The organism is Kitasatospora sp. NPDC056651 (assembly GCF_042792155.1).
GTDB lineage: Bacteria > Actinomycetota > Actinomycetes > Streptomycetales > Streptomycetaceae > Kitasatospora.
Genome location: NZ_JBHTWX010000034.1, coordinates 51407 through 74351, shown reverse-complemented (window position 1 = coordinate 74351; position 22945 = coordinate 51407). Strand labels below are relative to the sequence as shown.

General features: G+C 73.7%; 20 protein-coding genes and 2 pseudogenes. 12 read left to right on the top strand and 10 right to left on the bottom strand.

Features of this window, described 5'->3' with window-relative positions:
• Positions 1 to 170, bottom strand: a 170-nt coding sequence (locus ACFRAR_RS16075; RefSeq protein ID WP_380698681.1) for a cold-shock protein, incomplete at its 3' end; no start/stop codon positions are given.
• Between the two features lie 441 nt (positions 171 to 611).
• Here ACFRAR_RS16075 and ACFRAR_RS16070 point away from each other — a divergent pair.
• The 6 genes from ACFRAR_RS16070 (at position 612) to ACFRAR_RS16045 (ending at position 6772) form a co-directional block, all read left to right on the top strand.
• Positions 612 to 839, top strand: coding sequence for a hypothetical protein (locus ACFRAR_RS16070; RefSeq protein ID WP_380698677.1), 228 nt, complete (start codon positions 612 to 614; stop codon positions 837 to 839).
• Positions 840 to 1166: 327 nt separating this feature from the next.
• Positions 1167 to 1919 carry an SMI1/KNR4 family protein gene (locus ACFRAR_RS16065; RefSeq protein WP_380698676.1) on the top strand — a complete coding sequence of 251 codons (753 nt, stop codon included), beginning with the start codon at positions 1167 to 1169 and terminating at the stop codon, positions 1917 to 1919.
• Positions 1920 to 2461: 542 nt separating this feature from the next.
• Positions 2462 to 3745: a molybdopterin-dependent oxidoreductase gene (locus ACFRAR_RS16060; RefSeq protein WP_380698680.1), complete on the top strand. Its 1284-nt coding sequence runs from the start codon at positions 2462 to 2464 to the stop codon at positions 3743 to 3745.
• Positions 3742 to 4251 (top strand): hypothetical protein, encoded by a 510-nt coding sequence (locus ACFRAR_RS16055; RefSeq protein WP_380698675.1) that lies wholly within the window; start codon positions 3742 to 3744, stop codon positions 4249 to 4251. Before ACFRAR_RS16060 ends, ACFRAR_RS16055 begins: the two co-directional genes overlap by 4 nt.
• A 160-nt stretch (positions 4252 to 4411) precedes the next feature.
• A complete protein-coding gene (locus tag ACFRAR_RS16050; RefSeq protein WP_380698674.1) occupies positions 4412 to 5269 on the top strand; it encodes an S-methyl-5'-thioadenosine phosphorylase in 858 nt (285 codons plus the stop codon).
• Between the two features lie 165 nt (positions 5270 to 5434).
• On the top strand, positions 5435 to 6772 hold the full coding sequence (locus ACFRAR_RS16045) for a glycosyltransferase 87 family protein (RefSeq protein WP_380698673.1): 1338 nt from the start codon (positions 5435 to 5437) through the stop codon (positions 6770 to 6772).
• A 56-nt stretch (positions 6773 to 6828) separates the two neighbouring features.
• On the opposite strand, the gene ACFRAR_RS16040 is transcribed toward ACFRAR_RS16045, so the two are convergent.
• The 3 genes and pseudogenes from ACFRAR_RS16040 to ACFRAR_RS16030 form a co-directional block, all read right to left on the bottom strand.
• Complete coding sequence (locus ACFRAR_RS16040; protein ID WP_380698672.1) at positions 6829 to 7500, bottom strand: methyltransferase domain-containing protein; 672 nt, start codon at positions 7498 to 7500, stop codon at positions 6829 to 6831.
• The gene (locus tag ACFRAR_RS16035; protein ID WP_380698679.1) at positions 7497 to 7955 is read right to left on the bottom strand and encodes a DUF2064 domain-containing protein; all 459 of its coding nucleotides are present in this window, start codon (positions 7953 to 7955) and stop codon (positions 7497 to 7499) included. Before ACFRAR_RS16035 ends, ACFRAR_RS16040 begins: the two co-directional genes overlap by 4 nt.
• Before the next feature lie 198 nt (positions 7956 to 8153).
• Positions 8154 to 8846, bottom strand: a pseudogene (locus ACFRAR_RS16030) (glycosyltransferase family 2 protein); the annotation flags it as partial.
• Positions 8847 to 8928: 82 nt separating this feature from the next.
• Here ACFRAR_RS16030 and ACFRAR_RS16025 point away from each other — a divergent pair.
• Positions 8929 to 9072, top strand: a pseudogene (locus ACFRAR_RS16025) (two-component sensor histidine kinase); the annotation flags it as partial.
• A 2-nt stretch (positions 9073 to 9074) separates the two neighbouring features.
• Here the strand turns inward: ACFRAR_RS16025 and ACFRAR_RS16020 are convergent.
• The gene (locus ACFRAR_RS16020; protein WP_380698671.1) at positions 9075 to 10130 is read right to left on the bottom strand and encodes an NAD-dependent epimerase/dehydratase family protein; all 1056 of its coding nucleotides are present in this window, start codon (positions 10128 to 10130) and stop codon (positions 9075 to 9077) included.
• A gap of 263 nt (positions 10131 to 10393) precedes the next feature.
• Between ACFRAR_RS16020 and ACFRAR_RS16015 the strand changes: the two genes are divergently transcribed.
• From ACFRAR_RS16015 to glsA, 3 genes are read left to right on the top strand one after another with little or no spacing between them, the layout of a single operon-like run.
• Positions 10394 to 10816 carry a DUF6325 family protein gene (locus tag ACFRAR_RS16015; protein WP_380698670.1) on the top strand — a complete coding sequence of 141 codons (423 nt, stop codon included), beginning with the start codon at positions 10394 to 10396 and terminating at the stop codon, positions 10814 to 10816.
• A 29-nt stretch (positions 10817 to 10845) separates the two neighbouring features.
• Entirely contained in the window at positions 10846 to 11142 is a 297-nt protein-coding gene (locus ACFRAR_RS16010) for an SHOCT domain-containing protein (protein ID WP_380698669.1), read from the top strand.
• 40 nt (positions 11143 to 11182) lie between these two features.
• A complete protein-coding gene (glsA, locus tag ACFRAR_RS16005; RefSeq protein WP_380698668.1) occupies positions 11183 to 12409 on the top strand; it encodes a glutaminase A in 1227 nt (408 codons plus the stop codon).
• 21 nt (positions 12410 to 12430) lie between these two features.
• On the opposite strand, the gene ACFRAR_RS16000 is transcribed toward glsA, so the two are convergent.
• Both ACFRAR_RS16000 and ACFRAR_RS15995 read right to left on the bottom strand, forming a co-directional pair.
• Positions 12431 to 14131, bottom strand: a complete 1701-nt coding sequence (locus ACFRAR_RS16000) for an AbgT family transporter (protein WP_380698667.1) — start codon at positions 14129 to 14131, stop codon at positions 12431 to 12433.
• Entirely contained in the window at positions 14128 to 15609 is a 1482-nt protein-coding gene (locus ACFRAR_RS15995) for a leucyl aminopeptidase family protein (protein WP_380698666.1), read from the bottom strand. The genes ACFRAR_RS16000 and ACFRAR_RS15995 overlap by 4 nt, the downstream gene beginning before the upstream one ends.
• Before the next feature lie 465 nt (positions 15610 to 16074).
• Between ACFRAR_RS15995 and ACFRAR_RS15990 the strand changes: the two genes are divergently transcribed.
• A complete protein-coding gene (locus tag ACFRAR_RS15990; RefSeq protein WP_380698665.1) occupies positions 16075 to 16272 on the top strand; it encodes a VOC family protein in 198 nt (65 codons plus the stop codon).
• Between the two features lie 173 nt (positions 16273 to 16445).
• On the opposite strand, the gene ACFRAR_RS15985 is transcribed toward ACFRAR_RS15990, so the two are convergent.
• Complete coding sequence (locus tag ACFRAR_RS15985; protein ID WP_380698664.1) at positions 16446 to 17417, bottom strand: helix-turn-helix domain-containing protein; 972 nt, start codon at positions 17415 to 17417, stop codon at positions 16446 to 16448.
• A gap of 115 nt (positions 17418 to 17532) precedes the next feature.
• A complete protein-coding gene (locus tag ACFRAR_RS15980; protein WP_380698663.1) occupies positions 17533 to 20286 on the bottom strand; it encodes a BREX system ATP-binding domain-containing protein in 2754 nt (917 codons plus the stop codon).
• Between the two features lie 290 nt (positions 20287 to 20576).
• On the opposite strand from ACFRAR_RS15980, the gene ACFRAR_RS15975 reads away from it, so the two are divergent.
• Positions 20577 to 21245: a class I SAM-dependent methyltransferase gene (locus tag ACFRAR_RS15975; protein WP_380698662.1), complete on the top strand. Its 669-nt coding sequence runs from the start codon at positions 20577 to 20579 to the stop codon at positions 21243 to 21245.
• A gap of 160 nt (positions 21246 to 21405) precedes the next feature.
• Here ACFRAR_RS15975 and ACFRAR_RS15970 read toward each other — a convergent pair whose 3' ends face one another.
• On the bottom strand, positions 21406 to 22668 hold the full coding sequence (locus tag ACFRAR_RS15970) for a S8 family serine peptidase (protein ID WP_380698661.1): 1263 nt from the start codon (positions 22666 to 22668) through the stop codon (positions 21406 to 21408).
• Between the last annotated feature and the right edge of the window lie 277 nt (positions 22669 to 22945).

Below are 22945 nucleotides of genomic sequence, written 5' to 3'. Positions count from 1 at the left end.
TTCTGGCCCTGCGTGACGTCGAACTCGACCTTCTGGCCCTCGAGCAGCTCACGGAAGCCGTTGGCGTTGATGTTCGAGTAGTGGGCGAAGACGTCCGGGCCGCCACCCTCCTGCTCGATGAAGCCGAAGCCCTTCTCCGAGTTGAACCACTTCACGGTGCCATTAGCCATCAAAATCTCCTTCATGGGCTGTCCGAAACCCGCGGAGTGCGGACTTCGAGTCGCCGCGATGAGCACCCACCCGGGGAAAGAGCCGGGAAACAAAAATGCGCCTGCGAAACATCAGCAGGCGCACACAAAGTTCATGGGAACCACTACTGCAACTGATAACGACTGTAGCAGGCCCGGGCCCACAACGGGTGAACATTTCGGCCCGGGTTTCGAAGGAGCCGCCCGCAGGGTCGCCACGCCCCGCCGCCGGCCCCTCCAACCCCCAGCGCACCAGACCACTCGAGGCGCCGGTCGCGCGCTGTCCACCACACGACCCTCCCGGCGGGCCCGGCCACGAACGACGCCGCACGCCATGGGGCACCCGGACCACGCCGTAAACCACACGGATTCGACGCTCCGAATGGTTCCGCTGCCGCGATTTCCGGCGCATACTGGCCGGAAATGACGAAACATGCAGCAGTCCGCCGCCCTCTGCCCACCAGCCCCTTCCAAGCGCGGCCTGAGGCGCCGCGCAAGCATTTCGCCCCCGGCGACCGCGTCACCCACGACAGGTACGGCCTCGGCCGGGTCGTCAGCGTCGAGGAGACCGGCGACGCCGCCGCGCTCGTCGACTTCGGATCGCGCCAGGAACGCATCGTCCAGCCGTACCACGCCATGTACAAACTCTGACCCCCGACTCGGCTGCCCGCCGGACCTGCGGACCACCATCACCGTCGACCCGGAACACCGGGCTCCGGCCGCTCTGCGCCACGTCGGGTCCGGCACCGTCCACCGGACCACGATGGACGCCCCGACCCTGGACCCCCTGATCCCCGGCGAAGCCGGCCATGACTTCTCCCAGCGCAACGGCGGCATCCACGCCCGGCGTCCGGACGGCGGCCCGTAGCGCGGTGTCGCCGGCCAGGGTGCGGACGGCCGGCCCCGACCGCCGCACGGGCGGTGCCCGAAGGCCGCCCGGCCCGGGTCCTGTCACTCCCCCGTGTGAGACTGCCCGGCATGCGGGCCGACACGGAACTTCTGCGTGACCTGATCGCCACGACTCCGGGGATCGCCACCTGGCCGGGCCGTGGCCGCCCGGAGGCCCTGATCCGCGCGGCGGAGTCCGTCACCGGGCCGCTGCCCCGCTCGTACCGCTGGTGGCTGGCCGCGTACGGCGAGGGCTCGCTGCGCGGGCGCCCGATCGCCACGGTGGAGCCGGTGCCCGGCCTCGGTGAGCCCGGACTCCTCGAGGGCTGGTCCGGCGGGGACCGGCTCTGGTTCCACGAGGACGACGACCACGAGTGCCACGGGTTCGCCCTCGACCGGGCCGCCGACGGGGAGTGGCCCGTCGTCGTGCTCAGCCGCGTCACCGGCGAGGAGCAGCCGGTCGCCGACTCCTTCGCCGGGTTCCTCACGGTGTGGACGGCGCAGGCCGCCGGGCTGCGGGAGGGGCCGAACCCGGCCGTCGCCCGGCTCTGGCGCGCCACCCCCGGGCTCCGGCTGCCGGACGGCGGCACGCTGCTCGGGCCGCACACCTTCCGGGCCCGCAACGACGTCTGGCAGGTGCCGACGCGCGCGCCGCACTGGGCCCTGGTCGGCGAGGACGGCACCGGAGCGGGCCTGTTCATGCGCCGGCACGGCCGGGACCGCTCGTCCCTGTACCGGCGCACGCCCGGCTCCCTTCAAGGCGACGTCGCGGACGCGGCGGAGCAGCTGGGCGCGGACCTCTTCGACTGGCTCGACGGGCTCCCCCGGCCCGCGAGCGGCTGACACCCTCGCGGCCCTCGCCGCCGACGGCACCCGGGCGACCCGCGACCGGCCGAACCGATCGGCAAACCCTCCGGGTCCGCCAAATACCGGGGCTCCGCCGGGGACCGCCCCCGCATGACCCGTCCGTGTGGCTGGACAGCCCGCTTCCGTGCCCGTGGGGCGACGGTCTCCCGAGCACCAACGACGACCTGAACAATCCGTAATAATTCGGTTGCCGCGCGATGGGTGATCTGCGGCATACGGTCGTGCCAGCGCGGCCGACCCGCCTCCGCACGCCCCCGTGAAGGAGTGCCACCCTGAACGCCCACGACGACGATGCTGACAGGCCCCAGCGCCCCCAACCCGGCCCCGAGCGGGAGCCCGGGCCGGTCCCGGCACCGCAGCCCTCCGCGGGCGAGCCGGCCGCCGGACCCCCGCCAACGCCCCAGCAGCCCGACCAGCCCCCTGGGCCGCCACGCGACCACACCGCGGAGGGACGACGACCGGCCCCCCGCGCGCTGACGCGCACGACCCCCAAGGCCAGGGGATCCCACCTGCGTGCCCTGCTCGCCGCAGGCCCCCCGCCCGGGCCCGCACGCCCGGAGTTCTGGCGCAGCCCCTTGCGTGGCCCCTGGCTCACCTCGGTGTTCGGCCTGGTGCTGCTGCCCGGGATCACGGTGGTGTTCGCGACCGGACTGCTGTCCTACGCCGCCTACAACCCCGACCTCGCCGCAGTCAACGACCAGACCCCGGACAAGGGCTGGCTCGGCTTCTACCTCTTCTCCTGGCCGACCAGCCCCAGCTGGCTCTACCGACTGAACCAGGGGATCCACGTGACCCTCGGCATCGTGCTGGTCCCGGTGCTGCTGGCCAAGCTCTGGTCGGTCATCCCCAAGCTCTTCTCCTGGCCCCCGATCCGCTCGCCGGCCCAGGCGATCGAGCGCCTGTCGCTGCTGCTCCTGGTCGGTGGCGCACTGTTCGAGTTCGCCACCGGCATCCTCAACATCCAGTTGCACTACATCTTCCCCGGCTCCTTCTACACCTTGCACTACTACGGTGCCTGGGTCTTCATCGGCGCCTTCGTCGTCCACGTGGTGTTCCGCGTCCCGGTCATGGTCCGGGCGCTGCGCAGCCGGCGCCTGCGCACCGAACTGCGCACCGGCGCCGCCGGCACGCTGCCCGAGCCGCTCGACGGTACCGGTCTGGTCTCCCCGCGCCCCGCCCCCGCGACCGTCTCCCGGCGAGGGGCCCTCACGGTGGTCGGTGCGGGCTCCCTCGTGCTGTTCGCGGTGACGGTCGGTCAGAGCGTCGGCGGATGGTGGCGCAGGACCGCGCTGCTCGCCCCGCACGGCCAGGAGCCCGGCAACGGCCCGAACGGTTTCCAGATCAACAAGACCGCCGCCTCCGTGGGCATCCGCCCCGCCGACATCGGCCCCGACTGGCGGCTGACCGTCCGCGGCCCCGGCCGCGAAGCCGTCCTCACCCTGGACCAGCTGAGGCGCCTGCCGCAGAGCACCGCGGCCCTGCCCATCGCCTGCGTCGAGGGATGGTCCACCCCCGACCAGGACTGGACCGGCGTCCGGTTGACCGACCTGGCCGCGCTCGTCGGCCTGACCGACAACCCACCGGACGTCTTCGTGGAATCCGTCGAACGCGGCGGGTCCTTCGCCTCCACCGTCCTGCGCGACAACCAGGTCCGCGACGCCCGCTCCCTGCTGGCCCTGCGCGTCAACGGAGCCGACCTCTCGCCCGACCACGGCTACCCGGCCCGGATCATCGTTCCCGCCAACCCCGGTGTCCACAACACCAAATGGGTCACCCGCCTCACCTTCGGAGCCACCGGATGAAGCGCCGCGGCGGCTTCCACGAGCGCTACGGCGCGTCCCCCCTGCACCTGCTCCTCCTCGTGTGCTCCTTCGCCCTCGCCCTGTACGCCGGGATCCGCCTCCTCAAGGGCGATCCGCTCGGAGTCGCGATCTGGTTCGTCGGGGCCGCACTGCTCCACGACCTGGTCCTGCTGCCGCTCTACACGCTCACCGACCGGGCCGCCCAGGCCCTGACGGGTGTCCGCCGGGCCCCTGCGGGCGGTACGCACCGGATGCCGGCGGTCAACTACGTCCGCGTCCCCGCCTTCCTCTCGTTGCTGCTGCTGGTCGTCTGGTACCCGCTCATCCTGCGTCGCGTCCCCGGCTACCACTCCGCCACCGGCCTGGACCCGGAGGTCTTCCTCGGGCGCTGGCTGCTGCTGACCGCGGCGTTCTTCGCCGTCTCGGCGCTCTGCCTGCTCGCCGCGACGGCCCGGCGGCGGCCGAACAGACCTCACGGCGAGTCCGCGGCGGCAGAACCCGATTAGACACCAGGACCGGAGCCGGCGGGCCGGGCCGCTCGTCGGCCCCGGCGCCCTCCGCAGCGGGGGGACGTTCGTGATTCGTCAGGCATGGTGTCCCGGTTCCGGCACGGTCCGTTCCTACAGTTGGCCGGGAGGTTGTTCCCGAGAAGAGAGGTGAACCGGGATGACGGTCGACCAGGACGTCCTGCCGAGCGCCGAGGTGGGCGTCATCGGCGGCTCCGGGCTCTACGAGCTGCTGGACGACGTGACCGAGGTACGGGTGGACACCCCGTACGGCGAACCGAGCGACGCCGTGTTCGTGGGAGAGGTGGCCGGCCGCCGGGTCGCGTTCCTGCCCCGGCACGGGCGCGGCCACCGGCTTCCCCCGCACCGGATCAACTACCGCGCGAACCTGTGGGCGCTGCACACGCTGGGTGTGCGGCAGGTGGTCGCGCCGTGCGCGGTGGGCGGGCTGCGCCCGGAGTACGGGCCGGGCACGCTGCTGGTGCCCGACCAGTTCGCGGACCGGACCTCGGGGCGCCCCCAGACCTTCTACGACGGCCTGCCGCTGCCGGACGGCACGGTGCCGGAGGTGGTGCACGTGTCGATGGCCGACCCGTACTGCCCGGCAGGGCGGAAGGCGGCACTGGAGGCCGCCCGGGAGGGGGCCTGGGAGCCGGTCGACGGCGGCACGCTGGTGGTGATCGAGGGCCCGCGATTCTCCACCCGCGCCGAGTCCCGCTGGTTCACCGCCAACGGCTGGTCGGTGGTCGGCATGACGGGACATCCGGAGGCCGTCCTCGCCCGTGAACTCGGGCTCTGCCACACCTCGCTGGCCCTGGTCACGGATCTCGATGCCGGGGTGGAGAGCGGTGAGGGCGTCACCCACGGCGAGGTGCTGAAGGAGTTCGCCCGCAACGTCGAGCGGCTGCGCACCGTGCTGTTCAAGGCGGTGGAACGGCTGCCGCTGGTGCGCGAGTGCCCCTGCCCGCACGCCCTGGACGGTCTCACGACCGGCCTTCCGGGGGTGCCCGGCGTCTGACGGCCCGCCTCGGCGAACGAGCGGCGGGGGAACGACGGAGGAGCGGGCAACGTCCCTGCGTCCCTGCGTCGCTCCGTCGCTCCGTCGCTTCGACGTGCATACGGAATCCGAACGGCGGCCTCGCCGCCGGGGCCGCGAGGCTTCATCAGCGGGAGGTTGGGCAGGGTGATCGACCGTACCGTTCCGTCCTGTGCTCTCGCGCTCGCGGCCCTGGTCACCGCTCTGGCGTTGACCGTCACCGGCGACGGCTCCGTGCCGCTCCCTGTCTGGTACCTCCTCGACGCGGCCCTCTTCGCGGTCGCGGTGGTGCTGCTGCGCAGGGTGCCCGGTCGGCTGGTCGCGCCGCTGGTCCTGGCCGGCGGTGTGGCCGTCGCCGTCGTCGGGCTGCTGGCCCCGCCGCGCACCAGCGACGACGCCTACCGCTACGTCTGGGACGGTCGGGTCCAGGCGGCCGGGATCTCGCCCTACGCCCACACCCCGGACGATCCGGGGCTGGCCCGGTTGCGTGACCCGGGGCTCTTCCCGGTGGGTGACGGCTGCACGGGCTGGGACGAGCGGCGCACCACGGCCGGGGACTGTACCCGGATCAACCGGCCGGCCGTGCACACCATCTATCCGCCGGTGGCACAGGTCTGGTTCGTCGTGGTGCACCCGTTCGGCGGCGGGGTCCGCGGGGTGCAGGTCGGCGGTGCAGTGCTGGCGGTGGCGACGACCGCCCTGCTGCTGAGGGCGGGGCGGGAGCAGTGGCGGGCCGCGTTGTGGGGGTGGTTCCCCGGCGTGGCCGTGTGGGCGGTCAACGACGCGCACGTGGACACGCTCGGAGCCCTGCTGACGGTCGCCGGGCTCGGCTGCGCGGCGCGCGGGAGGGCCGTGCGAGGGGGGTTGCTCCTGGGCGGCGCGGTCGCGACCAAGCTGCTGCCGGCCCTCGTCCTCCCCGGCGCGCTGGCGGGCCTGTCGGTCCGGCGACCTTCCCGGAAGGACGTCCTGCTGGTCGGATCCGTGCTCGGCGCCTTCGCCCTGTCCTACCTCCCGTACGTCATGGCCTCGGGCACCTCCGTCCTGGGCTACCTGCCGGGCTACCTGAAGGAGGAGGGCTACGAACAGGGGCACATCGACCGGTTCGGGCTGCTGAGGCTGGTGCTGTCGGACCGCCTCGCGCCGTGGGCGGCGGCGTTCGTCCTGGCGGCCGTGCTGGTCCGGGTCCTCCGCCGGGGCGACCGGTGTCGGCCGTGGGCCGGCGCGCTCCTGGTGACGGGCACGGCGCTGCTGCTGGTCGCGCCCTCCTACCCCTGGTACGGGCTCCTGGTGGTCGCGCTGGTGGCGCTCGACGGCCGCTGGGAGTGGCTGGCCGTCCCGGCCGCCGGGCAGGCGCTCTACCTGGCGCAGGGCCCGGTGGCGCAGCAGCTCGCCTACGGGACGGCCGTGTGCGTCGTCCTCCTGGTCCCGCTGCTGCGCCGGCGCCGCGCGGTGCGGGCCGCCGCAGTGGCGCTGGCCGGGAACTGACGGACGTCCGACGGAGCGGCGCCGGGGACCCGGCGCCGCCGGCGCGGCGGGCGCTCTCAGTGGGCGGGCGCGGCGCACCGGCGCAGGGCGAGGAAGCGCCGGCCGTGGGAGGTCCACCGTTCCGCCTCGACGAGCCCGGCGCCGCAGGCCCGTCGTACGGCGGCCTTGGCACCGAGGCGCGCCCAGGCGAAGGGCGGCCCGAGGCGCCCGGCCGGGCCCTCGACCCGGACGGTGACGCGCTCGTCGACCTCGCGCGGCTCGACCTCCACCAGCAGCAGCCCGTCCGGCGCGATCAGTTCGGACGCACGCCGCAGCAGGGCCTCCGGGTTCCCGCCGATGCCGAGGTTGCCGTCCGCCAGCAGGGCCGCGCCCCAGCGGCCCTCGGCGGGAAGCCTGTCGAACACCGATCGGCACAGGGCCGCGCCACCGAGGCCCAGGGTGCGGGCGACGGCCGCCGGTGTGACATCGACGCCGAGCGCCGGGACGCCCACGGCGAGGAGCGCGGCGACCAGTCGGCCGGGCCCGCAGCCGAGGTCCACGACCGGCGCGGACAGGTGGAAGCAGCGCATCAGGAGGCTGTGGTCGCCGCCGGCGGCCGGTGCGCACCAGCGCTCGATGTCGAGCGGGATCCGGCGCCCGTCGTCGCCGCGCAGCCACAGCGGACCGCGTCCGGTGCGGACGGCGTCGGCGAACGGGTCGTCGATCCATGCCGTCGAGGTGCCGGTCAACCCGCCACCTCGGGGGCCGCCCGGAACGAGCGCAGGCGGGCGGCGAACCGGCTCCGCGGCGCCTGGGAGGCGACCAGCCGGGCGTCCTCGATGGTGTCCACATCGGTGGCTTCCGGCAGAGTGTGCACCGCCAGGCGGGCCGTCCCGAGCCGGTCGAGGAGCATCTGCCCCGTGTCCGGGGTCGACATCGGCACCCCCAGGAGGAGCCGGCGGGCGAGCTCCTCGGTCGGCCGGGCCAGGCCGAGAGCCCAGAAGCCGCCGTCGGACGCGGGCCCGTACCAGGCGTCCGCCCCGGCCCGGCCCACCGGCGAGAGCGGCTCGGCCAGGGTGGCCGCGCTCAGCTGCGGAGTGTCCATGCCGACCAGCAGTGCGGGCGCGTCCGGGGCCAACCGGGCCGCGTGGCCGAAGGCCGCCGCCAGACGCGCGTCCAGCCCGCCGCCGCTCTGCGGAAGCACCTGCCACCCCGGCGGCAGCCAGCGGCCCGGTTCGCCGTCCAGGACCAGCAGGCGCCGCCCGGCCGGCACGGTGGCCAGGGTGTGCAGCGTGTCGGAGAGCGCGGCCTCGGCCAGTGCCGCCGCCTGCTGGGGCGTGCAGGCCGGGGTGAGTCGGGTCTTCACCCGGCCCGGCACGGGCGACTTGGCGATGACCAGCAGGGTGGGCGGCGGGGCGGCCAGCACAGCCCGCATGTCCCGGATCGCCTGCCGGGTGCCGCGCACCGTGCCGGTGACCTTTGAGCGGCCCGCGCGCGGCAGGTAGTCGACGGACGTCTCGATGATCCGCATGCCGGCGGCCGAGGCAGCGAGCACCATCTCCAGCGGGTATCCGGAGCGGCGGTCGCCCAGGCCCAGCGCCAGCAGGCGTTCCCGTCGGGCGGCCCGCATCGGTCCCAGGTCGTGCAGCGGGGCGCCGGTACGCGCCCGCAGCCGACGGGCCAGCACGGCGTTGGCGAGCCGGGCGTGCACGGGCCAGGCGCTCACACTCACCGGCCGACGGCGGCCGAGGACGAGGTCCGCCGTACCGTCGGTCACCGGAGCGGTGACCCGGGGCAGTTGGGCGGGGTCGAGCGATCCGTCGCAGTCCAGGAAGCAGACCAGCTCGGCGCTGGCGGCGAGGAGCCCGGCATGACAGGCGGCGCCGAATCCGCGCCGGAACTCCTCGACCACGGTCGCTCCGAGCGATCGGGCGAGTTCGGCCGAGCCGTCCCGCGAACCGTTGTCCACGACGATCACCCGCCAGCTGGGCGGGATGCGCCCGAGCACCCAGGGCAGGGCCTCGGCCTCGTCGAGGCAGGGCAGGACGACATCGACACCGGACGAACGAGGGGTAGCGGAGGTCACGTCGGCCACGCTAAGGGCGCGCCGCCCCGGGACGGTGGTGCCGCAGCCTTACGGAAGCCGAACGTCGCGCCGACGGCCCACCGGGGCACCATCGGGGGCCCGCGCCGGTCCCAGGATCGACCTGGGCCTCGCCATCGTCCGCGGCATCGTCGAGGCCCACGCCGGGCGTGCCCGCGTCCACAACGTGGCGGGCGGCTGCTGCTTCGAGATCGTCCTGCCGTCCGCCCGGAACTGACCTCAGACCCGCAGCGGTGCGGAGGCGAACTCCGCCATGCCCCGGTCGAACGGGACACGCGGCAGCCAGTCCAGCTCGGCGCGCAGCCGGTTCGAGTCGGCGGTGACGTGCCGCACGTCGCCGAGCCGGTACTCGCCGGTCACCGTCGGCGCCGGGCCGCCGTAGGCCGCGGCCAGCGCGGCTGCCATCTCACCGACGGTGCGCACTTCGCCGCTGCCCACGTTGTACGCCCGAACGCTGCCCGGCGGCCGGTCGCCCACGGCCGCCAGCGCCGCGAGATTGGCGGCGGCGACGTCCTCGACGTGGACGAAGTCCCGGCGCTGGCGGCCGTCCTCGAAGACCCGGGGCGCCTCGCCGCGGGCGAGGGCCGACCGGAAGAGCGACGCCACCCCCGCGTACGGGGTGTCGCGCGGCATCCCGGGGCCGTACACGTTGTGGTAACGCAGCGTCAGTAGGGTGCCGTCGCAGGAACGTGCCCAGGCGGCGGAGAGGTGCTCCTGGGCGAGTTTGGTCACCGCGTAGACGCTGCGCGGGTCGGCGGGTGCGCTCTCCGCGACCAGGCCCGGCCGCAGGGGAGCGCCGCAGACCGGGCAGGGCGGCTCGAACCGCCCGGCGTCCAGATCGGCGGGCCGCCTCGGCCCCGGTGCCACCTCGCTGTGCTTCGCACAGTGGTAGCGCCCTTCCCCGTAGACCACCATGGATCCGGCCAGGACCAGCAGTCGGACGCCGGTCCGCGCCATCGCGGCCAGGAGCACCGCGGTGCCGAGGTCGTTGCAGTCGACGTACTGCGGTGCGTCCTGGAGGTCCAGTCCCAGGCCGACCATCGCCGCCTGGTGACAGACCGCGTCCACCCCGGCGAGCGCCTCCTCGACGGTCGCCGCATCCCGGACGTCCCCGCGCCGGAAGTCGACACCCGCGGGCAGCGCGGGTGCCCTCCCGGTCGGATGGACCGCGGGCAGCAGGGCGTCCAGGACACGCACCTGATGCCCGGCCGCGACCAGGGCACGCACCACGGACGCGCCGATGAAGCCGGCACCACCGGTGACCAGGATTCTCATGCCGCCGACGCTAGCGTCCGACCGGACCTGCGCCCCGTCGACACGGGGCGGTGTCACGGATCGGTACGAGGCGGGTTTCGCCCCGCGACGGCGGCAGCGGCAGCGGCAGCGGCAGCGGCAGCGGCACAGCCGACCGGCCGCCGGGTGCTACCGGTGGTCCCTCACGTCGACGTCGGACGGTACCCGGCCCCGGTCGCGGCGGCGCCGGGGCCGGCGGAGGATGAAGGTACGCGCGGGACGTGATGCGGAAGGGGCGTGGCGCCATGGACGTCGGGCCGGTCGAGTACGCCGTCATGGCCTTCCCGGGCAACCGGTTCCGAGGGGCGATCCTGCCGGAGCTCAAGCGCCTGACCTCCGAGGGGATCATCCGCATCCTCGACCTCACCTTCATCAAGAGGGACGAGCGAGGAACGGCTCGGGTACTCGAACTCGATGCCTTGGACAGCGACGAAGCCGCCGTGTTCGCCGAGCTGGACGGCGAGATCATGGGCCTGCTGAGCGACGAGGACCTGGCCGGCATCTGTGAGGAGATCCCGGCGGGATGCTCGGCGGCGATCATCGTCTGGGAGCACCGCTGGGCCGCGCCGCTGCTGCGGGCGCTCGGCGACGCGGACGGGATCCTCATCGCGCGCGAACACGTGCCGCACACCGTCGTGGCGGCCGATCTCGCCGCGATCGGACTCTGAGAGAGCCGGACTCTGAGAAGGAGGCTGTCATGATCGGCCGTCGTCTGTCGCGCGGCGGACGCCCGGGGCTCATCGGCACCGCCGCCCGCACCGCCGTCATCGCCGGGACCGCCACCTCCGTGTCGAGCAGGGTCGCCGCCCGGCACCAGCAAGCCACCGCACCGGCGAACCCGGCACCACCCGCACCCGAGCCTCAGGCCGCGCCGGGCGCCGGGCCGGGCGACCAGCCACTGTCCCAGCTCGAACGCCTCGTCGAACTGCGGCAGAGCGGCATGCTGACCGACGACGAGTTCACGGCGGCCAAGCAGCGTCTCCTCGCACGGTGAATCCCCTCTGCCGGGCGCACTCCGCTGCCGTGGTGCGGTGATGGAGCCGGTGACGGCGGTGCTCGCCGAACTCGTCGATCGCCACCGGGCCGATACCGCCGGTGACGTCGCCCGCTACATCCCCGAACTCGCCCGCGCCGACCCGCGGGCCTTCGGCCTTGCCATGGTCAGCGTTCAGGGCCACGCCTATCAGGCCGGTGACGCGTCCGTTGCCTTCACGATCCAGTCGGTTTCGAAGCCGTTCGTCTACTCGCTGGCACTGTCGGAGCTCGGGCTGGCGGAGGTGGCCAGGAGGGTCGGGTTCGAGCCGAGCGGGGAGCCGTTCAACGCGATCAGCCTGGAGGCGGGCACCGGGCGCCCGGCGAACCCCCTGATCAACGCCGGGGCGATCGTGACGACCGCGCTGATCGGCGGCGACGCCGAGGCCGCGTTCGAGCGGATCCGCGACACCCTGTCGGGCTTCGCCGGCCGCCGGCTGACGGTCGACGAGGACGTCTACCGGTCCGAGGCCGCCACCGGCGACCGCAACCGGGCGCTGGCCTATCTCACCCTCTCCCAGGGGGTGCTGGAACGCCCGGCGCAGCAGGCCTGCGACGTCTACTTCCGCCAGTGCGCGATCGAGGTCACCGCCGCCGATCTGGCCCTCATGGGCGCCACGCTGGCCAATGGCGGGGTCAACCCGGTGACAGGGCGCCGCGTCGTGGACGCCGACGCGACGAGCGCGACACTGTCGGTCATGGCCACCTGCGGCATGTACGACCACAGCGGGGAATGGATGCTGAGGGTGGGCCTGCCGGCCAAGAGCGGCGTCGGCGGAGGAGTCTGCGCCGTGAGCCCCGGCCAGTTCGGCGTCGGCGTGTTCAGCCCGCCGCTGGACCCCCAGGGCAACAGCGTCCGCGCGAACGCCGTCCTGCGGGAGCTGTCCGCCGAACTGGGCCTGCACGTCCTGCGGCACACCGAGCGTGCGCGCTCACCGCTCCAGGTGGTGCGCACCGAGCACGGCGGGCATCACCTGGAGCTCCTGGGCGACCTCGGTTTCGCGGCCGCCGAGGAGATCGTCCACTGCGTCCGTCGCCTCACCTGCGATCAGCCCCGCCCGCTGGTCACGGTCGACCTCTCCCATGTCACCGCCGTCCGCCCGATCGCCCGCAGACTGCTCGCCGACTGCGCAGCCGGCCTCCGGACCCGAACGGCGGTGCGCTTCATCGACCCCGCGGGCCTGGTACGGACACCGTCCGCAGGTCGGCGGGACACTCCGGTCGAGTGAACGGGAAGGGCGGGCGCCGGTTCACAGACCGACGGGTGCGCCCGGCCCCATGGGGATGCCGATGGCGTACCACGCGACGAAGAACAGCAGCCAGGTCACCGCCGTGATGACCGTGTAGGGGGTCATCAGGGAGATGACGGTGCCGACACCGGCCTGCTTCCGGTACCTCTGGCACTGCAGGACGATGAACGGCAGGTAGACCATCAGCGGGGTGACGACGTTCGTCGGGGAGTCGCCGACCCGGTAGGCGGCCAGCACGGTCTGTGGCGCGACGCCGAGGCGGATGAACAGGGGCACGAAGATCGGCGCGAAGATCGCCCACTTGGGGATGATTCCTGGGATGATCAGATTGATGACATAGGTCAGCAGGATGAAGGCGATCAGGAGCCAGATCGCACCGATGCTCGCACTCTCCAACTGGTCGGCGAGCTGCACGGCGACGACGGTGGCGATGTTGCTGTAATTGAAGTACGCGATGAACTGGGCGATGATCAGCAGCAGGAAGATCAGGCCGCCGAGCCCGGCGAAGGTCTTGGTGATCGCATCCATCGCGGCGGCGCTGCCGCGCAGGGTCCTCGCGCCCGCGCCGAAGGCCAGGCCCATCACCAGGAACGCGATCATGATGATGACGATCAGGCCGTCCATGAACGGCGAGTCCTCGAACAGGCTCCCCGTCTCCGGGTTGCGCAGCAGCGCCCCGGGGATGAACGCGAGCAACGTGACGGCCACCACGAGTGCGAGCAGCGCGAGGCCGGCGTAGCGCAGCCCCCGGGCCTCGGCCGCCGTGTCGACCGAGGGCTCCTCGCTGTCCGCGACGGCGTCGGTGTCCCGCGGCTGCCAGGGGCCCAGGCGGGGTTCGATGATGCGTTCGGTGACGAAGGTGATGACGGCGGTGAGGAACAGCGTGGAGCCGATCGCGAAGTAGTAGTTCGCGGTCAGGTTGAGGGACTGGCCGGGGTTGACGAGCTTGATCGCCTGGTTGGTGATCTCGGTCATGATACCGTCGATCGGGGCGATGAGCAGGTTGACGCTGAAGGCCGCGCTGACCCCGCCGAAGGCCGCGGCGATCCCGGCGAGCGGGTGGCGTCCGGCGCTGATGAAGGCGACCGCTCCCAGCGGGATGAGGACGAGGTAGCCGGCGTCGGAGGCGATGCTGGACAGGATGCCGGCGAAGACGATGATCGCGGTGAGGGTCCCCGGTGGTGAGATCCTGACCAGGCGTCGGATCAGGGCCGCGATCAGTCCGGCCTCCTCCGCGAGCCCGACGCCGACCATGATGACGAGGATGACCGCGACGACGCCGAAGTCGTTGAAGTTGCGCGCCGCGGAGGTGAACAGGAACCGGACGCCGTCGCCGGACAGCAGGCTCTCGACCTTCGTCGTCTCGATGACGGTCTCGTAGTGGTGGGTGTATGCCGACTCCGCCGGCAGGTGGGTGCCCGCGTACTCGGTGCCACCCTCATGGACCTGCGTGGCCGGGTAGGGCACGGACTTGACCGTCTCGCCGGTGACGTGGACGTCGAACGCGGACAGGATCGCCGAGAGCACGATCACCAGGACGCACAGCAGCAGGAAGATGATGGCCGGGTGCGGGACCTTGTTCCCGATCTTCTCGATGGCGTCCAGGATCCGCCCCGACCCGCCGCCGGACTTTCCGTTCCCGGAGGCGGTGGCGCTCTTGTCCTGCGGGCCGTCGGCCTGTGCGTGGGCGAGGGCGCTCACCGGCCGGCCTCCTCACTGATCGAGCGGGTGGAATCGGTCCGTGTGGCCGTCGACGGAGGGGTGAAGGCCAGCGCGAGTTCTGCGAGCAGGCGAGCGCCGAACCCGGTGCAGCCCTTGGTGCGCCAGCCGTTCGGCTTGTCGTTCTGGGCCGGGCCGGCGATGTCGATGTGCGCCCAGGGGCGGCCGGCGATGAACTCCTCCAAGAACAGCGCGGCATGGATTGCCCCGCCGTTGGGGCCGCCCATGTTCTTCAGGTCGGCCACCTCCGAGTCCATCTCCGACCGGTAGCGCCGGGACAGCGGCAGCTGCCAGGCCGGCTCGCCGGTGCGGGCGGCGGCGTCCAGGACCTGGTCGACCAGCGGCTGGGCGTTGCCGAAGACGCCCGCGGTCTCGGCGCCAAGCGCGCGCAGACACGCGCCGGTCAGGGTGGCGATGTCCACGATCGCGTCCCCCGGCTCCTCACCGGCCAGGACCAGGGCGTCCGCCATGACCAGGCGGCCCTCCGCGTCGGCGTTGACCACCTCCACGCTCGTGCCGCCGCGCATCCACAGCACGTCGCCGAGCTTGAGCGCCGAGCCCGAGGGCATGTTGTCCGTGCACATCAGGTAGCCCGTCACGGCCGTCCGGCAGCCGAGCCCGGCCAGGACGCACATCGCCGCCAGGATCGCGCCGGCACCGGACATGTCGTTCTTCATCGTCGCGTGCACGGCGTCGGCGGGCTTGAGGCTGATGCCCCCGGAGTCGTACGTGATGCCCTTGCCCACCAGAGCCAGCCGGGGCACGCCGTCACCGGCGCCAGCGGGCAGGTAGCCGAGCTTGATCATGCGGGCTTCGTCCACGCCGCCCCGGTTCACGCCCAGCAGGCCGCCGCAGCCCAGCTCCTCCAGCTCCCGCCGGCCGAACACCTCCACCTGAAGGCCGCACTGCGCGCCGAGCCGCGCCGCGACCTCGGCCATGACCTCCGCGGTCAGGAGGCTGGGCGGCGCGCTGGCCAGGTCACGGGCCAGCAGCGTCGCGCGGGCCAGCCACACCCCACGCTCCACGCCCCGCTCGACGGCCTCGCGCTCGTCCGGATCCGCCACGACCGTGACGGCCTCCAGCACGGTGCCGGACGGCTCCCGCTTGAGCGGATCGAAGGCGTACCGGGCCAGCAGCAGCCCCTCCACCAGCACCTGCGCTGCCTCCGCGGACGTCACGCCAGCCCCGGACGGCACCACGACGGCCAGCCGCGAACGGCCCGGCACCGCGAGCGCCACGGCCGCCGCGGCGTCCCTCAGCACATCGGGACGTGCCGCACCCGCCGGCCCCGTCCCGTAGAGCACGGCATCCGGCCCCTCCTCCCGGGGCACCAGCAGCACCTGGCCCGCCGCCCCCGTCATGCCGGCGGCCGCCACGGCTCCCGGGCCGAGCCCGACCCACGCCGGCACCGTCACCGCGCCTTGGACCACCGGCAGCCCCACCGCCTCCGGATCTCGCACGGCCGACAGATCCCGGGCCGGGACGACGTCCACCCTCGGAACGCGGCTCCACGAAGGAATGAGGTCGAGGGATGCCCTGCTCTGCGCCACTGTGCTCTCCTCTGTAAGGGGCGGCGGTCCGGAGGCCACCGGTCCCAGCAGCCGTTCCCCAGTAAGACGCACGGTCAAAGTGCCCCCAGGACACGCCACGCGGTTGCCCCCCGAACGCAGGAACGGGCCACCGCATCGGAGATCAACGCAGCGCGCAAGCCGGCGGAGGGGGACAGGATTCCGGCTCTGTTCCGTAGTCGGTGGTGACGACGACGTCCCAGCGGTCCGGGTCCCAGGTGTCGCAGAGCCAGAAAGCCACGTCGCTATTGGCGCTGCTCGCGAAAGGGAGAAGCTTCCCCTCCTCCAGGTCCTCCGGCGCGGTGCCGGTATGAGCCACCGGCTCCTCCTTGGCGCTTCGGCACCACGACGGTCGCGGTGACGGACGGCCACCTGCCGTACCCGTTCGGCCGGGAGCTGACCGGCTACGGCGTGCCGGACCTCGGCGCCGCCCTGGAGCGGGCGAAAGGCGCCGGCGCGTCGGTGCTGTGGGGGCCGGTCACCGCGGGCGGCCGCGGCAGCGCGATGGTGCACTTCCCCGGCGGCTACGTCGCGGAGCTCCACACCGAGCGCTGACCGCCGAGGGGCCACGCCCGGACCGGCTCCTCACCCCGCGGTGCGCTCCCCGGGGTGAGGCCCGTCCGGGCGCAGGCCCGCGACTCGCGCGGGGAGACCCCTTCACCCGGGCCAGAAACGGACGCCGGTCGGACGCCCGTCGGACGCCCGTCGAACAGCGGGCGGACGGCGCGTCAGCCGGCCTCCGCCGGTTCGAGCGCCCGCCACTCGCGCGGCGAGACGCCGTAGGCGGCGCGGAAGCTCCGGCTGAAGTGCGCCGGGTTGACGAAGCCCCACCGCAGGGCGACGGCCGACACCGTCGGGGCGGTGCCGCCGTGACGGCCGAGCTCGCGGGCGCAGGACTCCAGGCGGCGCCGCTGGATCAGTCGGCTCACCGTCACCCCCTCGTGCTCGAAGATCCGGTGCAGGTACCGCACCGAGATGTGGTGGGCCCGCGCGATCCGCTCGGGAGACAGTTCCGGGTCGCCCAGCCGGTCGTCGATGTACTCCCGCACCCGCCGGACCAGGTGCCCGTTCGGGTCGTCCGGCTCGTCCGCCGCCCGCCCGTCGGCCAGTTGCGCGACCAGCGCGCTCACCAGGTCGGCGACGCTGCCGGCCAGGTGGTGGCCGACCGCCGCGGGGAACGACTGCGCGGACGCGGCCAGCACGCCGAGGAAGGGCGCGAGCACCGACCCGCAGCCGTCCAGCGCGCTGACGGCCACTCCGGCCGCGTGCCGCAGGTCGCGCTCCGGCACGCCCAGCAGCCGGCGCGGCAGCTGGAACAGGTGGGTGCGGAAGCGCTCCGGGTAGTCGACGGCGTAGGGCCGTGCCGTGTCGTACAGCACCAGTCCTCCCGGTCGCGCCTCCGCCCGGCGCCCGTCCTGTTCCAGCACGGCCCGGCCCGACACCTGCACCCCCACCACGACCTGCGGCTCGGCGCCCGGGGCCCGCGCGATCAGCTCGGCCGTACAGGACAGGCGGGCGGCGTCCGCCTCCAGGGTGGAGATCCTCACGTACCCGAGCCGGTGCGACTCCACGAGCCCGTCGAACGGCCGCCCGGTGAGCGGGAGGACCTCCACCGGCGTCAGCGTGCGCGACACCGCCCCGCTCCAGTACGCCGCCTTCTCCTCGTCCGCCACCGCCTCGGTCGTCACCCGCACGCCCATCTGACCGTCCTTCCGCCGTAGTCCCGCGGTTCCAGCCTGGAGCGCGCGGACGACCGGCCGTTAGGTCATCTGACTGCTGTGTCCGGCGGGGCGGGCCGAGGGCCGGTCCGGCAGGTCAGCCGCTGTCGAGGGCGTGGGCGAGCGCGGCCCGCGAGGTGATCCCGAGCTTGGGGAAGATCCTGTAGAGATGGGCCGCGACGGTGCGGGGCGACAGCTGGAGCTGCCGGCCGATCTCCTTGTTGGTCAGACCGGTCGCGGCCAGCCGGGCTATGCGCAGTTCGTGCCCGGTGAGGCCGGCGGGCTCCGCGGCGGACCCGCCCGACGACAGCGCCACGAAGTCGCCCGCGGCCCGTAGCTCCGCCTCGCACTGCCGGGCCCAGGGGTCCGCCTGGAGGCGGCGGAACACGTGGTGGGCCGCGCGCAACGCCTCCCGGGCCCCGGGCCGGTGGCGGCGGCGCAGCCAGCCGCCGTGGGCGAGGCGCAGCCGGGCGAGGTCGAACGCCCACCGCTCGGCGCCCGGGACGGCGTAGGCGGCCCGGTGGGCGGCGTCGGCTTCGTCGTCGGCCGCCAGGGCTGCGGCCGCCAGGGCAGCGGCGGCCACGGCGTCGGCGGCCGCGAGCAGGAAGGCGTGGCGGCCGGAGATCTCCGCGGTCCGCGCGGACCGTGCCGCGTCCAGGTGCGCCCGGGCCTCGTCGAGGCGGCCGGTGTGCACGGCGGCCGTCACCAGGTCCAGGACCAGCGCGTGGTGCCAGGGCGGGCCGCTGGGCAGGTGCCCGGGCGGGGTGAGTTCACAGAAGTGCGCGTAGGCCTCCTCGTAGCGCTGGTGGGCGAGCGCGGCCAGGCCGCGCAGGTGGGTCAGGCGGTCGAGGACGTAGCGCATGCGGGCGCGGGTGGCGGCCGGACGGACGGCCTGGTCGATCTCCCGCAGTCCGGCCTCGTCACCCCGGCCGGCCAGGAAGTGGGCGTGGTACTGGCGGAACAGCAGGGCGTTGGTGTGGTAGCCGAGTTCGTCGGCGATCTCGGCCTCGCGCAGGCAGTCGGCCGCCTGGTCCCAGTGCCCGAGCAGGAAGTCCTGGTGACACTTGGCCTTCGCCACCGAACCGTGGGTGGCGTAGCCGTGCAGCCCGGTGAAGCGCCGCCACAGGCCGTCCTCGGGGCAGTCGAGCGCCGAGGCGGTCCACAGCAGGAGCCAGGCCGCGCCGGCCCCCTGTTCCTCGGTCATGGTCCCGGCCACCGTCCGCAGCGCCTCGGCGGCCCGCGGTCCGGGGTCGGTCCAGGCCCGCAGGCAGAGTCGGCCCACGTCCGAGACGTGGTCCCGGTGCCGCTCCAGAGCGCGCCACGCCCAGGGGTCGTCGGTGTAGCTGGCGGCCAGCAGCAGCTTGAAGTAGACCTGCTCGACCAGCCCGCCGAAGGTCTCGGCGCCCGGGGCGGTCAGCGCGTCGAGGGCCGCGGGCAGCAGCACGGCGGAGGACTCGAAGTCGACGTGGTGGCTCTGGTCGGCGTAGACCACCGCGTACGCGAAGAGCGGGGCGATGTCCGGTGGCACCGTGCTGGACTTCAGCTCCTCCACGAGGCCGGCGGCGCGGCGCAGCTGTCCGCCGCGCGCCGACATCACCGCGGCCCAGGTGAGCCGGCGGGTCCGGTCGCAGGACCCGGGGCTGAGAGCGGCGGCGCGTTCGAGCAGGAGCGCTCCCTCCGCGTCGCCCCCTCGGCGGGCGAGGTCGCGCCCCGCCTCCTGGAGCCGCCGCGCGAGGTCCTCGTCGGGCAGCAGCGCGGCCGAGGCCTCGTGGACCAGCTTGCGGGGGTCGTCCGGCGCGAGGACGGCGGACAGGGCCCGGTGGGCCTCACGGCGTTGGCTGTCGGAGGCGGTGGAGACCACGGCGGTACGGACCAGGGGGTGCCGGAACACCAGCTGTCCGGCCGGGTCGAGGCGGGCCAGGCCGTCCGTCTCGATCCGTTCCAGGATCTCCCGCGCGTTCTCGTCCGCGACGGCGCTCAGCCACGTTCCGCCGACGGCCTCCGTACCGGTGGCCAGGGCCCCCAGCAGGAGGAGGCGGCCGACCTCGGGCGTCACCGCGCCCAGCCGGTCGGCGAACATCCGCTCCAACTTCCTTCCCAGTGGCAGCTGTTCGGGCAGCGGCTCGGCCCCGCTCTGCTGTGCGGCGGCGAGCTGGCGCGGCAACTCCACCAGTGCCAGCGGGTTGCCGGCCGCCTCGGTCAGGAGCCGGTCCCGGGCGGGTGCGGCGAGACCGGGGTAGCGGGCGTCCAGCAGCAGAGCCGCGTCCGTCCGGGGCAGGGCCCGCACGTCGAGGATCTCGGCCGACCAGGACCGGACGGACGGTCCGGTCGATCGGGTGGCGGCGACGATCGCCACCGGCAGGTCGGCGCAGCGCCGGTGCAGGAAGGCGAAGACGGTCGCGCTGGAGGAGTCGATCCAGTGCAGGTCGTCCAGGAGGAGCAGCACCGGGGCGGTCCGCGTCGCCTCCTCCAGCAGCGCCAGCGCGGCGGCTCCCACGGCGAACCCGCTCGGGGTGCCGGCCCGGACGCCGAACGCGCTCTCCAGGGCGTCCCGCTGGTGCGCGGAGAGGGCGCCGGAGCGCTGGAGCGGCAGCCGGAAGACCTGGTGGAGGGCGCCGAACGCGAGATCCGTCTCCGCCTCCGCACCGCGCGCCCGCAGGACGGTGAACCCCCGCTCGCGCGCCGCACGCTCCGCCCAGGCCAGCAGAGCGCTCTTGCCGGCCCCCTCCTCGCCGCGGAGCACCACCGTCGAACCGCTCGCGCCGTCCACCGCCTGGACCAGCGCCGCGGTCAGCAACTCCGTCTCCCGCTGCCGCCCGACCAGGACCGGAACACGCCCGTCGTCCGCCACCTCGCCCCCCTCGGGTCCCCTGTGCCCGTTCTTCGGGCGCCCAAGGTTACCGTCCGTCAGAACCGGCCGACACTGTGTGGAGGGCTCCGGGCGCGGGACGTCCGGGCGTTCAAGTGGACTGCCGTCGTGGGTCCGGCGGTAGGGCTCGGCGTCAAGGTGTCGGCGTTGTCGCGATCGATGCGCTCGGTGAGGACTTGGCCGGTGTGGACGTTCAGGGCGGCGATGATCGAGACGGTGCCGTGGCGGATGTACTCGAACCCCCGGCGGGTGCGCTGCACTAGGGTCGAGCCATGGAGCCGTGGACGTCGCACCGCCCGGTCAACCGCTTCGCCGGTCTTCCCCGGGGTGTCCTCGGCCGCTTCGGGGGCTGGGTCATGGCCAGAGGCGGCAACGCTTCCCAGCACGAGGTCCTCGGCCTGCTCCCGGTCGAGCCCGGCGACCGCGTGCTGGAGGTGGGGCACGGCCCGGGTGTCCTCATCCGCCTGCTCCTGGAGTCGACCGAGGCCGCGTTCGTGGCCGGGGTCGACCCCTCGGACGTGATGCGTTCGCAGGCCTCGAAAGCCGTTGCGGGAGCGATCCTCCAGGGCCGCGCCGACATCCGCGCCGGTACAGCCGACTCGGTACCGTACGGCGACGCCTCGTTCGATCACACGGTCTCGGTCAACAACGTCGCCATCTGGCCTTCCCTCGCACCGGGCGTCGCCGAACTGTGCCGCGTCACCCGCCCCGGCGGAACGGTCGCGATCGCCTGGCACAGCCGCACCTCCCCCTCGCGCCCGGAACGCTCGATGGCCCTCGACGAGGACGGACTCGACCGCATCCAGCGGGCTCTCCGCCGGCACTGCGCCCAGGTCGTACGGCACGATCTCACCCACGTCGTCTGCTTCACCGCGGTACGCCGCCAGGTCTCACCTCCGCAGCCATTCGGGCAACCTCCCGACGCCGACAGCGCCACCTGATCGTCACCCGGCGTTCGTGGACCACGGAAGTCGAACGAGAGCCTGGCGTGGGCGCCGTTCTCGATGGGTTCGGGAGCCACCGATCGAGTGACCTCCGGGTCAGTCACGCAGTGTGGCCGGTCACACCACCTGCGGACCCGCCGCTGGGCGCCGAGTCCGGTCACAGGCCGCCCATGTAGAGGAGGCGGTTGGGTGATCCGGGGCCGAGGCGGGTGAGAACGTCCTTCGTGGAGTCGGCGACGAGCCTGGCACGGACGTCCTGGGATGCGGCCTGAGGATCCAGCTGTTCGATGAGGGCGGCGGCTCCGGTGACGTGGGGCGCGGCCATGGACGTGCCGTTGAGCGTGCTGGATCCGCCGCCGAGCTTGGCGGAGACGATGGCGACGCCGGGCGCGTACAGCGACAGGCAGGGGCCGTGGTTGCTGAAGCTGGCCTGCCGGTCCTGCTTGTTCGTCGCGCCGACGGTGAGGGCTTTCCGCGCGCGGGCGGGAGAGGCCTCGCAGGCGTCCTGGGCGTCGTTCCCGGCCGAGATGACGGGCAGCACGCCCCGGTCGGCCACCGTGTTCACGGCCGCGTCGAGCGCCTCGGAGGCGGGGCCGCCGAGGGAGGCGTTCAGCACCGCCGGCTGCCGGGCGTGGGCGGCGACCCAGTCCAGGCCCGCGAGGGAGGCCGCGGTGGAACCCTCTCCCTGGCAGTCGAGCACCCGGACGGCGACCAGGGACACGGAGCGGGCCACTCCGTACGTCCTGCCGCCGACGGTGCCGGCCACGTGAGTGCCGTGGGAGTGGCAGTCCTGGCCGTTGTGGCCGTCGTCCACGGCGTCGAACCCCACGGTGGCCCGCCCGTCGAACTCCTCGTTCCCGGTTTCGATGCCGGTGTCGACGATGTACGCCGTGACGCCCTCGCCGGTCCCGTTGACCGTGAAGAGGCCGTCGAGCGGAAGGTTGCGCTGGTCGATCCGGTCCAGGCCCCAGCTCGCCGCCTCGACGGTCACCCCGGGCGCGGCCGTGTCGCCGGTACCGCGCGCCTGCCCGTTCCGCGCGGAGCCCGTCCCGGCCGCCTGCGCCGTCGAAGGCCGTGGGGCAGGAGCATCGATGCCGACCCGGGCGTTCTCCTCGATCGCCTCGACCGCGGGCAGGCCACGCGCCGCCTGCAACTGGAGCGGGGTGAGCCGGGCGGCGAAGCCGCGCAGTGCCGTGCCGTAGGTGAACAGGGGACGGACGCCGAGCTCGCGCAGCACCGCTTCCGGTGAGAACGCGGGGTTCACCGTGACGATGTACTCGCCCGGTACCGCCGCCACGGATTCCGTCACCGTGACCGGGGGCTTGTCCGGCCCGGTCCTGGCACTCGCGTCACCGGCACTGCCGATCAACGGCATGATCGGCAGGAGAACCGCCGCCACCCGGCGGGCACTCGCGCGCATGCGCACTCCCTCACAACACAAGAGCAGGAACCGGCAGTGACCCGAGCGGTCCCGTGGGACGAACGCACGGAGCTGACGGATGGCGGGGAAACGTTCAGGGCGTCCACCGGCGAGGACGGCGCATTGAAGGGAGGCGGTGTTCACCGGCGGTGCCCGACCGCCGGCGGGCAGAGGCCTCGGGAGGGGTGCGGTGCATGGGGCCGGGGGGGCCCGGGCCCCCGCGCCAACAGGTGGGGGGGGGCGGGGGGGTACACGAACCGGTACCGGGGGGTCCCGG

Excerpts from the sequence above, each read along its gene's own strand:
- ACFRAR_RS15970 (WP_380698661.1), bottom strand. The coding sequence starts at position 22,668 with ATGCGCGCGAGTGCCCGCCGGGTGGCGGCGGTTCTCCTGCCGATCATG.
- ACFRAR_RS15975 (WP_380698662.1), top strand. The coding sequence starts at position 20,577 with ATGGAGCCGTGGACGTCGCACCGCCCGGTCAACCGCTTCGCCGGTCTT.
- ACFRAR_RS16055 (WP_380698675.1), top strand. The coding sequence starts at position 3,742 with ATGAAGCGCCGCGGCGGCTTCCACGAGCGCTACGGCGCGTCCCCCCTG.
- ACFRAR_RS15985 (WP_380698664.1), bottom strand. The coding sequence starts at position 17,417 with ATGGGCGTGCGGGTGACGACCGAGGCGGTGGCGGACGAGGAGAAGGCG.
- ACFRAR_RS16010 (WP_380698669.1), top strand. The coding sequence starts at position 10,846 with ATGATCGGCCGTCGTCTGTCGCGCGGCGGACGCCCGGGGCTCATCGGC.
- ACFRAR_RS16065 (WP_380698676.1), top strand. The coding sequence starts at position 1,167 with ATGCGGGCCGACACGGAACTTCTGCGTGACCTGATCGCCACGACTCCG.
- ACFRAR_RS16015 (WP_380698670.1), top strand. The coding sequence starts at position 10,394 with ATGGACGTCGGGCCGGTCGAGTACGCCGTCATGGCCTTCCCGGGCAAC.
- glsA (WP_380698668.1), top strand. The coding sequence starts at position 11,183 with ATGGAGCCGGTGACGGCGGTGCTCGCCGAACTCGTCGATCGCCACCGG.
- ACFRAR_RS16020 (WP_380698671.1), bottom strand. The coding sequence starts at position 10,130 with ATGAGAATCCTGGTCACCGGTGGTGCCGGCTTCATCGGCGCGTCCGTG.
- ACFRAR_RS16050 (WP_380698674.1), top strand. The coding sequence starts at position 4,412 with ATGACGGTCGACCAGGACGTCCTGCCGAGCGCCGAGGTGGGCGTCATC.
- ACFRAR_RS16070 (WP_380698677.1), top strand. The coding sequence starts at position 612 with ATGACGAAACATGCAGCAGTCCGCCGCCCTCTGCCCACCAGCCCCTTC.